A 16047-nucleotide genomic window follows, 5' to 3' on the forward strand; every position below is an offset into this window, starting at 1 on the left:
GATCAGGAGACACTGCACACTCGATCGCACGACAGTAGTGCGACCGATGTGTAATCACTTGCGATGGTTACTACAGCGGTCACCACAGAGATTCAATACGTTGCTCAACCGCATCAAAGACTGTTGAGTACACAGCGAGTGGATGATGCGAAGAGAGTTCGAGATCAGTGATGTCATCACCTGTCGGCGGTTGGTGAACATGTACCCGGGTGTTGTGCGTGTTTGGGTGTCGGTCCCACCGGCACTCCCAGTGGTCACCATCCCGTGTTTCGAGGTAGTGAATCGAGAAGTCATCCGTCGTGAACCACCGGATATCGACTCGAACTGCGGTCACGACTCCGGGATACTGGCCTGCGTCTAGTACCGCTCGCAGTAATCGAGGCTCATACGGATCCGGCTCGAAGACAGTCTCGGCGACCAGTGAATCCGATGCAAGTTGTCGCTCGAAAAGACGCAACGTTTGCCGATCAGGGGGGCCTGTCGGGTCGGGCCCTGAATCCTCTGTGGGAGGACTCATCTCAAGCAGGGATCAGATGGCCGTCGTTTTGCGAGAGTCGCCGGGCAAGTTCGTACAGACGAAGGTCGCGAATCACGCCTTTCCACTCACTCACCGCCGTCATACGTTCGTGAATCGTCTCGTGGTCACCAGCCTCAAAGACGGAGACGGTATCTGGATCGGACGTGCCGAACTGCTCTTCGTACTCGGAGCGTTGCGCTTCGAGGTCCGAAACCCGGTCGAGGATATCGTCGACAGAGAGGTCAGCGGCAATCCGGTTCGCATCCTGCCATTCGAGATACCCTGCGTTTCGTTCGTACGTTGCAGGGCGGTTCTCGCGATGCGCACGGACAATACCCATCTCCGCCAGACGATCGAGATGCTTTTTTGCTGTATTCGGAGAGCAGTCCGCGAGCTCCGCGAGATCAGTGTACGCTGTCGGGGATGTGACCCCGAGAGCTACATCGTAGACACGGCTAAATGTGTCTGAGCCCTCCTGCCATCGTGGCTGGTCGGTCTCAGGCTCAGGAGTTGGATTGAATTCGGTCATAGTAGCATAGATGCGCTGGGTTTCAATATATCCTTATATTGCTCAAATATTCATAAAAACGTTCTCAGGCTTGCGTTTGATTTGGACCCACAGACCGAATTGTCTCCCGGGAACAAGCTTGCTCAATCGTCTCACCGGTTGGCCACTCGGATTGCGCACGAACGCGTTTTTATTCTATCCTCACCGATATATTTATAAACAATTCGGTGAGAACAGAATATATGAGGGAAGCAGAGCTACGGGTTCTCGACTGTTTGCGGGATCGGTCCTACTCGGTTGGCGAGTTAGCCGATGCGATCGAAAAAAGTCAGAGCTGGACGTCGGAGGTCGTTGGCGATCTCGAAACCGACCACCTCGTGGACCGAACCGATGGCGTACAGCTGGCCACCACGTACGAAGCGACGCTGCTTGCCGAGCTGCTCGACCGGTACGCACTCGAAAACGTGCTGACAGGGACGAAAGAGGACATTCTGGATGCGCTTCTCGACGGTCCGAAGACGATTTCGGAGTTACAACAGCAAGGATTCGCCACATCCACCCTCTACAAGCACGTGAACGAAATCCAGGAGACCGGTGCGATCACACGCACGGACGACGGGTACGCGGTCGCCGATGACACGCTTCGGTCGTTTCTCCGAGCCAGAACCCGAACGACACCGTTCGAAACGGAATACCGCGCGAACGGCGACCGACTCGTCGCGACGAGCAAGGACACCATCGACGGAACGCCGACGGCGTTCTCGGCGTTCACCCGCTACGGCGTCGACTACCACCCGGCGAAGACATACGCCCACCGAGGCGACCGTTCGCTCGAGCTCGAAGCGGTTTTGATCCATGCGGTGACCGTCGCAGAGACGAAAAAACAGATGGCGATGGCCGGGGTGTTCTATCTCACGCATCGCGCGACCCTCGAGGCCAGCGAGCTGTGGCGGCTCGCAAACAGGTGGGACTGCGTCGAGAAGTGGGCGGACCTCTTTGCATACATCGACCAGCGGGAGGTCCACCACGAGGAGCTCTTTCTCCCGTGGGAGGAGTTCGTCGATCTCGCGAACGATTATGGGGTGTACCCCCGCGGCCAACACCCGGAAAATAGCCTTCGACGGGGGCTCGAAGAGCTTGGAGCACATCTGGAGACGCCCGTCGACGTGTATCTTCTCGGGGGTGGCAACCTCATCCTGCGTGGCCTGAAGGACTCGACGAAAGACGTCGACCTCGTCGTCGACGACGGACAGACGTTCCTCGCACTCGCCGAATCGCTTCAGGAACTGGGATATGAGGAGCGTGGCGATCTGAAAACGGCATACGACCAGCTCGATCCCAGTCTCGTACTGGAAAAGGAGGGGTGTCCGCGCTGGGACATCTTCGTGGAGGCAGTTGCCGGCCAGCTCCAGCTAACGCCGGCGATGATCGAGCGGTGCGACCAGTCATTCGAGTACGACAATCTCCACGTGCATCTGCTCTCGCTGACCGACATCTTCGTGTTCAAATCGATCACGGAGCGCGAGGGCGACCTCGAAGACGCCGCACTGATCGCCAGGCGAGCCGACCTCGATTGGGAGAGCATCTTCCGGGAGATCAAGGCCCAGGAGGACCGCACCGGTCAACTCTTCTCGTTTGCTGTGCTCGATACGCTCGACGTCCTCGAGGAACGGCACGACATTGTCGCGCCAATCACGGAGCGGCTCGTCTCGTACTGTCTCGAGAACGCGCTGCTCGTCTCGTTGGAGGCCCCGAAAACGATCGAAGACCTCCGCGAAGAGCTGGATTTTCCAGACCACCGGATCTACAACAAACTCCGGAAGCTCGAGGAGGAGGGGCAGATCACTGTCGACCGCAGCGGTCGGCTCAATACGTACCGGCGGGCCGGATCGATTGACCGGTAATTCCACACATCGTCGTTGCGCCGGAGAGCATGGCGACCGGCCACTATCTCGGAGATCACGAGTCGACGCGAAGGTCCGCGGAGACGGCTATTCTATCGCCACAGATGACCGAGCGATTCGGGAGTACATTGAGACACACGCCCGGCAGTTGCGCGATCAACGCGTTCGCCGCATCTATTTCGCTATCGTGTCCTCGACGTTCACCAATCCTGACCACAGCACACTGCGTGAGCTCCGGGAGACAACCGCCGTGGAGAGCATCGTATTCCTAAGCGCCGATTTATAGGAAGGACGTCATTCCGTATCACTCGGTACGGCGCCACCACAGACCGAGTGCCAGCAATACCAGGAGTAGTATCGTCACGGCGAGCAGCGGTGAACTGCCATCGATAGCCCCTGCCGAAGGCGTATCGCCGTTCATTGGAGTTGGACTCGGCGTGGCCTCCTCGGCGTCTTCAATACTGAGTGTTTCGAGATCACTCCCTCCCACAGTGAGATCGTACTTGCCGGGCTCCCCACCATCGAATGATAGCGTTACATCCTTTGAGTCACCGCTCTCAACGACGACAGTCTCAGTATCGACAACTGCACCACCGACCGTGAGATTGACAGTCGTCTCTCCCGCAGTCAGTCCGCGGTTGGTGACGGTTGCGGTGGCTGTCACCGTCTCTCCGGTTTCGATTTTCGTCTTAGCGAGGCGGCTATTAGTTACGTCCAGTTGAGGGGCGTCAGTATCAATCACGAACATCGAGAATTTGGACGTTGTTCTCTTGAAGTGGTGGTACCTCTCACCACTGTTACGGTACGCAGTGGCACGCTCCTCCCACTTGCCGTCGGAAAGCCGGTGATAGAGCGTTATGTCTTCGGGTTCAACGCTTAACTCGTGGAGATATGACCTTCGAATACTAAATTCGATGGACCCGTTGGTGACTTGCTCAGGAGCGAGCGTGGTGTTGATTTTCAGGTAGCCTGCCGAGATGGTTCCCATTTGGCTCTCGAATGACTGCGCGGCCGTCCGGACATCGTTGGAGACACCCCTCGTCTCAGCTTGGGCAGATGCCGTGTCACCCCTCAGTATCGACGCACTTGGCGTCAGGTCGTGCTTGTATGCTGTCACCGACAGCTCAAAGTTGCGGTCGGTGTCAATATCGACGGTCAACTGGTTTATTCTGAAGTTGTTCGGTGCGAACTCGGTCCTGCCGCCAGCGCTGGCTCTGTCGATAGAGTCACTGGCCGCTGTCGCCCCTTGATCAACGATTACGGCCCCAGTCCTGTTGATAACAAGTGTCTGGCCCGGTCGGGGGTTCTCTACCGAGATCGTGATAGGCGGCCGCGGTTCGACGCGCCCCGTGTCAGTCTCACCAGTTGTGGCTCTCCCATCCTTGTCATCAGGTTGCTGAACTCCCGTGGCGCCAATGGATACCGATGTACGGCTTCCTACGGTCTCTCCGTCTCTATCCGGTGGTGTCCCACTCTCTCCGCCGGAGGGTGTATTTTCGGGGCCTTCTGGCGAGGCAGTGGGTGCCTGAGAAACTGACACTGTCTTTCTCTTTTCGCCGATTTCTTCGCCGGTTTCATCATTTATAAATGTTACTGTTATATTGACTGTGCCAGCCGAATCGGTCGCGGTGCTTTCCAGACCCGAGACCGTCTGAGTAGCACCCGCAGCCAGCGCTTGTGTCGAACTATCGTGCTGGGTCCCATCCACCTCCAGTTCGACCACGGCATCGCCAGAGTGACCGCCAACATTTGTGACCGTTGCGTCTGCTGTGATTGACTCGCCGACTGAGACCTCCGCTGGTATGTTCACTGTGTCAAGCGTGGGGTTGAATGATTTGATGCTCACTGTGCTCGTCGAAAACGTTGTAAACGTTGTTTCGAAAATTAATGATGTCCCGCGATCAGCGACGAGCGTCGTGTTTTGCGTTTCGAATTCTGCGTTCTGGTGACTGTGGAACACACCTACAGAATTCTCGACGTCCGTCTGGTTGGTGATATCCACACCAGCCTCGTCAAGTGTGGCTTTCGTGACTCGGAACTCGAGGGTTCCTTTGGTGAAATTTGCCGCCGATAAACTCGACTTAGTTTCAAAAATCCGTACCGTGTCGAATTTTGAGTCGAATTTCGAGCGGTCATATTCAGCGAATCCAGCAGCTAATGCCGTCGATTCGTTTTCGGCCGTCACGTCTGTGAACTTGACGGAGATATCTCCATCGCGAGCAGCAGTCAGGTTAAACGAGTCAAACGCTCCGTCTCGCTCGATTCCATCGTACACATCGGTCTTTGGCAAACTTCCGTCATCGGTATTAAAGTAGTCAATTAGCACGCTACCGAACTTGACGACGACGTACGTTTCCGAGTTGGTGAGGCTGATGATTTTCGACGGCTGTCGTGGATCGTTCGTCTCCAGACGGAGCGAAGCCGATCGCCTCACCGGCTCAGACGGAGTGAATGCAACCGCAATCTCGACAGATTCGCCTGGTTTGAGTGACTTTTCTGCAATTGCGTCACGGTTCACAATCTCAAAGTCCGTAGGATCCTCTCCTCCAAGCGTCGTGTCTTCAAGCGTGATGGGTGCTGTCGCATTCGGCGTATTTCTCACCGTGATATTGCGCGTGACTCGTTTTCCAAGCGGGACTTCGCCGAATTGCATTACATCAGGGGCGGTGAAATCTGGCGTCACGCCCATCGCGTCGACAGCAACTGTGTGAGTCGTGGCATCCACATCAGTTGTAATCACAAGCATCAACGAAGAGTTGTTCCCGTTGAGTGCCTCGTCATCGTCAGTTGGTGCAAACACCAGCGGTGCCGAAATGGTGTCTCCGCCAGCTACTGTCTTACCCTCGAGATTCGCAGTGAGGTTCTGTCCGAACTGATTTATGTCACCAGTGACCGAAACCGACTCAATCGTGTATGGTCTGTTGCCGTTGTTACCGAGTGTAACGAATCGCTCTGAGCGGTGTCCCACCCGTGTGTCTGCAAACTGTACTTTATCTGATATATCTGGTTCAGCTTCAACACTAGTCACCCGGAGGGTGATTGTCCGGTCGGTCCCGTCACTGAAACTCACGCCCATGACAGCAGTAAGGTCGCCCGCAATAGTCGGTGTCGCCGTGACTGACTCTGTTCGGGTCGTGTCAGCCTCAATGATTGTGCCGGTCTCGAGACTTGTCTCGAAGAAGTTAGCGTCGGTGCCAGCGATGACAACGTCAGTCACCGTAGTGTTCACAGCACCATCGTTGTGGATGCTGAATGAAGCAGTCTTGCTGTTCCCGTGTTCAACCTGCTTGAACTCAACAAAATCACGCGAGACTGTGACGTCGGCGTTAATCCCCTTCCCACTCAGATCAAACGTCAGGTGTTCCACGTTGTCGTCGTTTGTCGTCGGGAACACGAGTCTCGCTGTTGCAGTCCCTGTAGTCTCTGGAGTAAATCTAACCCTGTATCGGAGTGACTCGCCGGGCCCGATCGTAGTGACTCCCTTGGTCGGCCCCGTCGAAAGTGTAAACACATCGGTGCTGTCGGCCCTGATCTCAGGGGCCGCAATTATCAGCGGCGCGTCACCAGTGTTTGCGACACGGACGCTCTTGCTAGCAGTGCTTCCCACAGGCGTCTCTCCGATAGTAATCTCGCTTGTATTCGTCGGAGTGACCGACAGTGCTGGGGTCACTCCCGTCACGGTTAGAGGCACAGCATTATCCGCGATAGCTGTCCCGTTCGTGTGGGTGAGTCCGAACGGGTCATCTGTCTGAATTTTGAGGGCGGCAGCAAGGGGTCCCGTCCGACTGGGGGTAACTTCGACAGTGATTTGTCGCTCGCTGCCCGGGGCAAGTATCCGACCATCATGGGAGCGGGTAAGGCTGACAACACCGGCATCAGGACCTTCTATCGAGACGGCCTCTATCGTGAGCACATCGTTCCCGTCATTTGCCAGCGTCACGGACGCCTCGGTCGAGTCTCCGATGGGAATCTTTCTGCTCGATATATTTTCACTCCTGATAACGGCCTCGGGTGCGCGACTCTCAGCACTGACCGGCAGTCGCACTGTCGGTGACTCGGGGTCACTCGTGTTGATCACGAGCTCCGTGCTGAAAATACCGGTCTGAGAATCCTTGGGGGCGAACCTGACCGCTACATCGGCGCGCTCACCACTAGCAAGGTTGGTTCCGGTGGGTGCCGTCGCGATTTCAAACGGTGTGGATGGGTCAGCGAGGCGCACATTCTCGATTGTGAGTGTCGTTCCTCGAGTGCCGTTGTTTATAATGCCAACCCTGTGTGTTGTGGGTTCGCTGACAACGCTGACCGGTCCGAAGGCAATCGTATCGCGAGTGAGTTCGAGCTCAGGGGGCGTGGAATCTCCCACGAGCGGTACTGTCGTGGTTGTCGTCTGCCCATTCTCATTCGTGCCAGTAAACGTCACTAAAGCCGTCTTCTCGCCAAGAGTAGTCGGTTCGAAGCGGATAGTGACCGGCTGACGCTGCGCGCTCGCAAGTGAGACGTTCGTCAGGTCCGTCTCAACTGTGAACTGCTCTGGACTGTCACCAAGCATAGTCGCAGTCAGATTACTGATAGCTGACTGGCCGTCGTTAGTGAGACTAACAGTCCGCGTCGCGCGTGTCCCATTGCCAACAGCGTTGAACTCAGGGGCTGACGGCACGGCTGTGAGGTTCGACGTGATGCCGGTACCGGTGACCGCTATTGTTGTCATGCCAGCTGGAAGTGTTGGATCGTTCGTTTGCAGGATCAGGTCACCGGTGAGCGGCGTAGCAGCATCAGGCGCAAATTGGAGGCGGACGGCTGTGGTTTCGCCTGGTGCAAGCTGCTGATGCCCTGTGTCCAAGATGGTCACCCACCGCTGCTCAGAGGAATTGAAACCGGCAGAAGTGTTCACCGCAAGCGTGGCGTTGCCCGTGTTCTTAATCTGAACTGCGGCAGTGGTTGCTCCGCCGACTGCCGTGTCGTCGAGGGTGATGCTATCGGTGACAGCCGCCGACGGCGCTGTTGCGGTCATTGTGACGTTTATGACAGCTGGTGAGGGCAATTCGTCCGCGGTTATTTCGAGTGTGGCCGACTGCTCGCCGAGTGTTGTCTGGTTGGCGATAGCAGTAATGCCGACGAATTTTCCTGAATCACTCGGTGAGAGGGTCCCAAAATCCCCATCGGAAGCGAGTTTGAACGCTTTGGTGTCAGAGGCAAAAGCCACTGTCAGATTCGACAGTGGGACATTGCCGGTATTCTGGAGGTAGAGGCGTCTTTCGGTGATCTGCTCACGGGATACGTTGCCGGTCGTATCCGGTGGGACGATCGAGAGGTTGCCAAACGCGATGCTATCCGGTTGCGTGAATAGTCTGGGTTCTTTGACCACCGCCCGGAGTGGAACGCTTACTGTGTCAGTCTCTGGGTCGCTCGACGATATCGTGAGACTATCTGTCACCGTGCCACCGGTCTCAGGCACGGTGTAGGTGAGCGAGATGGTTCGGGAGTTCCCCGCAGCTATCGTCAGTGGCACAGTCGTGTCAATTTCGAAGCTGTCGCCCGAGCCAAGGCTAAGATTGGTGACTTCAAGAGCCGCGTTGCCGTCATTTGTAATAATAATGTCCTTAGACATAGTAGAGCCTGCTTGGTCCGGCGTACTCCTGCCGAAATCTAGGGAGTCTGCCGGGGCCACGTTGATGAGGGGAGATTCGGAAGCACCACGGAGTGTGATTGTCTGTGTCGGCGTATCGGGGTCCGTAGTATTGATTGTGAGATTTGCAGTCAGGTCACCCCCGCGCGTACTCGGATCGAATGTGACTGTCAGAGCTTCCGTTGTGCCGGGGGCGACATCACCTGCTGGCTCACTTATATTAAATTGCCTCGCAGCGTTGTCCCTGAGTTCGGCTTCTGTCCGAAGGGTTACATTGCCTATGTTCTGGATTTTGATTGTCTGTGCTGCCGTTTCGGTGAGGCGAAGAGTGCCGAAATCAAGGACGTCGGGAAGGCCAGTAGTGTTGACTCTCGGGGTGGCATCCGTGAGCGTCACGACCGAAACGTCGGCAGTAGCCGTGTCACGACCAGTCGTAATCTCAAGCGTGTAAACGCCGGCCTGTTCAGCAGTTGGATTCCACGAAAACGTCTCTTGAGATGTTTCGTTTGGCCCAAGAGTAACCAATGTCTGCTGGGTGTGATTCCCGACAGAGAAGGTGAGCGGTTGTGTACCGGCCGTCTGCCCAACATTCTTTACTTTGGTCGTGACGACCAGCGAGTTCGCGGTGAGAATTGGTGAATTCGTCTCAATCGCCGAAATAACAACGAACGAATCGGTGGGCGCGCTGACCGGGATAATCTTCGTTGCATTGTTTTCACTGCCCTCGATAGTGATCGTGAGGTCATCTGTGGTAGACGGATCCGTCCCGATCTGGAACTCAACTGTGGCGGTCTCGTTTGGAGCAAGGTTAGCACTGGCAGTCGCACGTTGAGTACCGTTCACAAACAAGGTGAGTGGTTCCAGTATGGCGACTGGACCGGAATTCGTAACGTTCACCGCAACCGTGGCGGTGTTCCCAGCAATAAGGCTCTGGTTGGTTCGAGTAGTATCGATTTCGAGACTACCATTCGCAGCAACCGTCACCACGACCGTGTCCGTATCGGTATTCCCGCCGTCGTCGGAGACAGTCAACGCCACGGTGTAGATGCCTGGTCGAGAGTAGGTGTGGGTTGGTGTCGGGCCAGTGGTATTCGTACCGTCGCCGAATCGCCACTCGTATGTCGTGATATTGACGTTGTCGGTCGAGTCGGTCCCATCGAATTGGACGCTCCTTCCCTTCTCGACGGTGCGATTGTCACCGGCGTCGGCGCTCGGAGCAGTGGTGTCTTCGACGGTGACAGTCAATGTGTCCGTGGCAGTGTTATTGTTCCTGTCGGTGACTGTCAGTGTCACTGTGTACGTGCCCGGCTGAACATATGTGTACACAGGTGACGGGCCAGAAGCCGTTGCGCCGTCACCAAATTCCCACGAGTAGCCCGTGATATTGAGGTTGTCTGTCGAGTTGGTTCCGTCAAAATATACGGTCACTCCCTCATCGACGGTCTGAGAACTTCCAGCCTCGGCGATTGGAGCCGTCGTATCTACGGTGACACTGTCGGAGTCACCGCTCGCCCCGTCGTTGCCGTCTGCGTCTTCGGCGGTGTCCAGCGTGGCGGTGTAGCGACCATCACTCGAACCGTCGTAGGTAGCCTCGTACGTGTAGGTATCGTTGCCATTATCGGTCTCGGAGAAGTCGCCGGCTGAGAGCGTGGCAGATTCGACGCCACTCACCGAGACAGCGATCGTAGCGAGTTGTTCATCCGTGGTGAAGCGTACCTGTACATTCCGTCCGGACGGGTTCGAAACGCTAAATGAGGATACCGTCGGTGCAGTGGTGTCCACAGTGATGCTGTCTGACTCTCCATTGGCGCCATCATTGGCGCTGCTGTCTTCGGCTGTCTGGAGTGTCGCGGTGTAGTCGCCGTCACTCGAGCCGGTGAACATCGCGGTATATGTGTAGGTGCCGTCATGGTTGTCACCCTCGATGAAATCCGATCGAGTGAGTATCGTAGACTCGGCACCACTGATTGATATGTTAATTATCGAGAGTTGTTCATCGCTCTCGAACGAGATCGACACGTTCTGTTTCGACGGGTTGCTGACGTTGAACGACGCTGTCGTCGGTGCGACACCGTCCATATCAAAGATTGTTCTCCTGCCTGAAGTGAGCGAATTGCCACTGGTATCGTTGATATTCCCGGTAATCGATATGTTGACACTGTTAGTGTCGACTGGAGAACTGAGGTCAATATCCACAGCCGCGCCTGTTTCAGTTTCGCGGGGCGTAACCGATGCAATTGAACCGCTGCTCAAGGAAAAATCACTCGCGTCGATAGATGTCTCGTCGACATCGACTCCGTCTGTGAAAGTGACCTGTATCGTGGTGTCGTCAATCTTCGACGTATCGTTCAGTGTGGGCGCGACGCCGTCCATGCTCGAGGCGCTGGCCGACCCACTGGTCTGTGCGTTGCCATTCTTGTCATCGATTCCGTCGGATTGCAGACTGACAGAGACACTGTCGGCGTCGATGGGCGACTCGAGATGGATAATGACTGTCTGCGTACCGGGTGCCCCGTCAGTGACACCGCTCGTGTCGATTTCGCTGATCGATCCCGAACTGAGGATGAAGTCTCCGGGGTCGATGCTTGCCTTGTCGATGCCACTACCGCCGTCTGAGATGTCGACCCTGATAGTAGTGGTGTCGACGCTTGATGCACGATCCAACGTTGGCGCGACGCCGTCTATATCCGAGACGGTTTGGGTGCCCGCTGTGAGTGAATTTCCGTTGATATCTTCGATGCTGCCGACAATCGAGACGTCGACCGTGTCGGCGTCGATCTTGGATGCAAGCTTGAGTGTGACACTCGTGTTCGACTCACTCTCAGCGGGCGTGATGTAGGAAATCGAGCCTGTATTCAGCGAGAAATCACTCGAATCGATAGTTTTTTCGTCAATATCGACCCCGTCTGTGAGTGTAACCTGAATGGTCGTGTCGTCGATCTTCGAAGCCCCATCGAGCGTTGGTGCGACACCGTCCATTCCTGAGACGCTGGTCGACCCACTGCTCAGTGTGTTTCCATTCTTGTCATCGATTCCGTCCGAATAGAGGCCTACCGAAAGAGTGCTCGTATCGACCGGAGCGTCGAGATTGAGTGTCACTGTCTGCGTGCCGGTCGCACCGTCGGAGACGCCGCTTGTGTCGATTGAACTGATAGTGCCGGTGCTAAGAGTGAAGTCGCTCTGGTCGATGCTAGCCTTGTCGATGCCGCTGCCGCCGTCGAAAATGTTGACCTCGACCGTGGTTGCGTCCACCTTTGATGCATCCGCAAGCGTCGGCGCAACACTGTCCATTCTAAACGCGCTCACCGACCCGTTGATCTGAGTGTTGCCGTTCAAGTCCTCGATGCCGTCTGGTTGCAGACTGATAGCGACCGTGTCGTCGTCGACGGCAGAATCCAAATTGATGATGACTGTCTGGGTGCCGGTGTCTCCGTCGGAGAGACTGGCTTTTTCGATGCTGGAGATCGTCCCAGAATCCAGCGAAAAGTCACCCTGCTCGATGGACGAAACATCGAATCCTGCGTTTCTCTCTGAAAGGGCGATTTCGATGGTTGTGTCGTCGATTTTTGTCGCATCCACGAGGGTCGGTGCCGTGTTGTCGATGGTGTAGCTCTCGCCGCTGGTGAAACTGCCGTCACCATAGCTATCAGTGTGGCCGACTCCACCGAGTTCGACGTCGGTGTTGTCGCTCGTAATTGTGCCGTCGTCGGTAAGGGTGAGGCCGAGCGATCCATCACCGCTGACAGAATCGACAGTGACAGTAATCGTGTCCACTCCACTCCGTGGACCGAAACTCTGGATGTTCCCGCTGGCGGTGCCGGTGAGGGCGAAGTCGCCGTCGTCCACGCCGGAGACGAGTTCCGAAAAGCTCACATCGAACTTGGCGGTGTCCGCGTTCGTGTTCTGATTTGTCGGTGAGGCGCGCGTGATAGACGTGACTTCGGGAGCATCGTCGACGGAGATACCCACCGTGGTTGTATTGCTCGAAAAAGCGGTTGTCCCGCCGTGTGAGCCTGCGTCGGCACCGCTGTCTCCTGCCGATCCACTCGACTGATCCCACGCACGTACCGTGAGCGACCCGCCAGCACTGCCCGAGAAATCGGCACCGGGAACGAACCGAACGAGGTCGTTGTCAGCCAGCAGGAGTGCGCTGCTGCCCGAAGGCGAAGCCGAGGCAACTGTGTTCCAAGAACTCCCGCCATCGGTAGAGTACTCCCAGCTGCCGTCGGTGTCGTCGACGCTGATGACGGCCATTCCCAGCGTGTCGCCTTCGGCGTCGCCCGTACTGCCAGCCGAAGACAGAATCGTGCTGACCTGCGTGCCGCTGTTGGCGGCTGCGTCCTCGTCGATGTTGCTGAGCGAGCGCGCGTCTGTGGAGAGCGTCGGCGCGTCGTTGGCGCTCGAGATAGACACGTTACTCGACGTCGAAAACGTAGCCGTATCGTCACCGCCGTTGGTGGCCCCACCGTCGTCGGTGAGTTTTGTAATCGTGATTCGCCGGTTTAGGGCGATAGTCGGGTCATCGCCGGTGTGCTCGTACGCGAGGGTATCTATGATCGTGTTCGCGGTCGTCTCGCTGACCGACCCACCATCGACCGTGACCGTGGCAGTGGTCTCTGAGACTTCGACGCTGACATCGAGTCCATTGTTGCTCGTTGTCAGGACAGTGTCGTCAGTCAGGGCCGCGCTGCTGCCATCGACGATCAGTTTCTCTGCCGAGCCGTCGATGACGTTGCTCACGGTGAGTTCGATACGCTCAATTTGCTGGCCGTCTTCAACGACATCCACGTTTGGCGGTGAAAAGACCTCGACAGAGTTCCCGTCTTCAGTGAACGTTGGGTCGGTTGGCGACACTGAAAGCCTCGGCGCGTCGTTGACGCTGTCGATGGTGACTTGAAACGTGTTTCCGGCCACGGTGTTTGTGCCATCTGTCAAGTCGAACTCGAACGTATCAGTGCTGGCCTCCGAACCGCCGTGGCTGTACAGGAGGTTACCGGCATCTATGTCTGCCTGCGTGAACGTTCTTGTGCCGATGGCAGATTCACCGTCCTGCGTGCCGTCGTCGGTCCCGCCGGAACTCCCGTCGATGAACAGCGTGCCGTCCGAGGGAGCGGTAGCCACGTCATAAGTAATCGACTCGGCCGACTGTTCGAGGTCGCTGGCGGCCAGAGTCGCGTTCGCGATTTGGTTTTCCTTCGACCCCTCGTCGACGGTCATACCCGCGTTCGTGTCCAGTGTCGGCGCTTCGTTCACATTGATGATCGACACCGTCACCGTCTGGGTGTTCGTGTTTCCGACATCGTCCGTGGCCGTCACGATGAGTTCATATTCGTTGTCGGTGTTTGCGTCCGATGGAGTCTCGTAGTCCAGCGCGCTGTCGAGAGATATCTGGCCCGTGTTGCTGTCGATACTGAAGCTACTGGCATCGGTACCGGCGGCGCTGGAGAGACTGTAGTCGGACACTTCCGACCCCGGCGTGCCGTCGTCGCCGGCATCGATGTTCAGGAAGTTGTTCGCTGTGCTTTCTTCGCTGATTGACGCGGTGTTACTGCTGCCGGCACTAAATCCTGGCTTGGTGTTGTCGATAGTGTAGCTCTCGCCGCTGGTGAAGCTACCGTCAGCGCTACCACTAGTGCCTATACCCCCTAAGGCGACGTTGTTGGCCGTGTCTCGTATTGTGCCGTCGTCAGTCACGTCCAGCCGGAGCTCGCCGTCACCTGAAACCGAGGCGACTGTGACCGTGATTGTATTGCTGGCGGAGGTTGGCCCAAAGCCCTGGATAGTACCATTGGCGTCCCCACTAAGCGTAAAGTCACTCTCGTCCACCCCACTCACCCCAGTGCTGAAGGTAACATCGAAATCGACGCTGTCTGCGTTGGTGACCTGATTCGTCGGCGAGGCGCGCGTGATCGACGACACTTCTGGCGCGTCATTGACACTAACCCAAAGTGTCGCTGTGTCTGTGCCACCGTTGCCGTCACTCACTTCGTAGGTGATACTGACATCACTGCTCTGGTCGGCACCCGGGTCAAACCGAATCTGGCCGTTACTTGGCCCAGTTATTTGCGCAGAGCCGTGGGACGGACCGTTGATGATACTGGTTACAGCCAGAGAATCTCCGTTCGGATCGGTATCATTATTGACGACATCGACAGTGACACGAGAATCTTCATCGGCGCTTGCCGAGTCATCACGCGCTGTCGGTGGATCGTTTGGCACCTCAATCTGTCCGGTCCCCGAGTCCGACGACCCACTGGACGGCGTCCCGGTTAGCGTCACGTCGTAGTCACCGGGGCTGTCCGACCCCGGTGGCACCACCGAATCTGGCGGATCCACAGTTATCGTCACTTGCTCCGTGGCACCGGCACTAATCGTCCTCTCGGCGGGTGTCGTAATACCCCAACCGCTGGGCCCACTCGTGGTGAAACTCGCGGTCGTATCTGCAGTTCCGGTATTCTGAACGTCGAAGGTGAGGTCTACGGTGTCACCGCTGAGTGTCTGCTTACTAGGGGGCGTCACAACGAGTGACGACAGCGTGAACGACTCGCGGGCGTTGACTGTCCAACTATCCCCATCAGCAAGCGCGCTCATCCGCCACTCCATCGCGTAGCCGTTGTCGTGGGAACTCGTGTCGACATTCTCGGTTAGCTCGCCGTTGGCTATGCTACTCCTAATACTGCTATACTTGTCGCTCTGGTAATTGTACGGGTCAGTGATCCCGCGGAGTGTGAGCCGGTTTTCCTCGCCGCTCACGTCCTTTTTTACCCCGATCGTATTCGTCCCCGAGTTCCAGAACCCTTCCCCGAAGTCTCCGCCAGCGAGGTAGGTGTCCTTGCCGTGGAGGAGTCGAACGCCGGTGAGGTCACCACCGTTATCGTCGACGTTTGTCACTTCCCAAGTAATATCGAAGTACTGCTGGGTACCCGAGTACGTGACACGCTGGACGAGGGTGAATCCCGCACCTGGGTCGCTGTACTCCGTGACGACGGTGTCGCCACCGTTGGTCGTGTACTGATCGAAGACCTCGAGATTGTTATTTCCGGCATCGGCCGTTCCCCCGCCAGGGATGTCATAGAGTGTGCCGTCAACGTAGACTGCGGTGTCCGAGGCGTCGAAGTTGTAGTACTGCCGAACGAACGACGACCCATCGTAGCGCTCGACTCCAATATTCCCACCGCAGTCGATCTCAATCTTTAACGCGCCGTCAATCTCAGTGCCACCCAGATTGTAGGGGCACGAAGAGCCCTCTGCAACACCTGTTAGCGAGAGGATTGGCAGAGTGCCCCCGAGAGCCGCTCCGAGGAGCACCACGGTTATCAATACCCTATGTGTGTCATGCATACGTACACCCAACCAGCTACTCAGACCGCACTCTCAGTGACCCCACTCGGCGTGTGAGCCCTCCCCGAGACAGTCCGAACCGTAGCGAGTGGCATTCAGCCTGCATATGATGCGTTTCCAGTTTGTGATTGATAACAAGGATACCAGCATG

At 56.7% G+C, this 16047-nt stretch carries 4 protein-coding genes; 1 reads left to right on the top strand and 3 read right to left on the bottom strand.

Going from position 1 to position 16047, the window contains the following annotated elements; all coding sequences use genetic code 11:
* Nucleotides 1–79: 79 nt before the first annotated feature.
* Both NMLP_RS16175 and NMLP_RS07825 read right to left on the bottom strand, forming a co-directional pair.
* Nucleotides 80–517, bottom strand: a complete 438-nt coding sequence (locus NMLP_RS16175; protein WP_015409574.1) for a hypothetical protein — start codon at nucleotides 515–517, stop codon at nucleotides 80–82.
* Between the two features lies 1 nt (nucleotide 518).
* Nucleotides 519–1046: a winged helix-turn-helix domain-containing protein gene (locus NMLP_RS07825; protein WP_015409575.1), complete on the bottom strand. Its 528-nt coding sequence runs from the start codon at nucleotides 1044–1046 to the stop codon at nucleotides 519–521.
* Between the two features lie 221 nt (nucleotides 1047–1267).
* Between NMLP_RS07825 and NMLP_RS07830 the strand changes: the two genes are divergently transcribed.
* Nucleotides 1268–2929 (top strand): ArsR family transcriptional regulator, encoded by a 1662-nt coding sequence (locus NMLP_RS07830; RefSeq protein WP_015409576.1) that lies wholly within the window; start codon nucleotides 1268–1270, stop codon nucleotides 2927–2929.
* A 304-nt stretch (nucleotides 2930–3233) separates the two neighbouring features.
* On the opposite strand, the gene NMLP_RS07835 is transcribed toward NMLP_RS07830, so the two are convergent.
* On the bottom strand, nucleotides 3234–15896 hold the full coding sequence (locus NMLP_RS07835) for an Ig-like domain-containing protein (RefSeq protein WP_015409577.1): 12663 nt from the start codon (nucleotides 15894–15896) through the stop codon (nucleotides 3234–3236).
* Nucleotides 15897–16047: the final 151 nt, after the last annotated feature.

The organism is Natronomonas moolapensis 8.8.11 (assembly GCF_000591055.1).
GTDB classification, from domain to species: Archaea; Halobacteriota; Halobacteria; order Halobacteriales; family Haloarculaceae; genus Natronomonas; species Natronomonas moolapensis.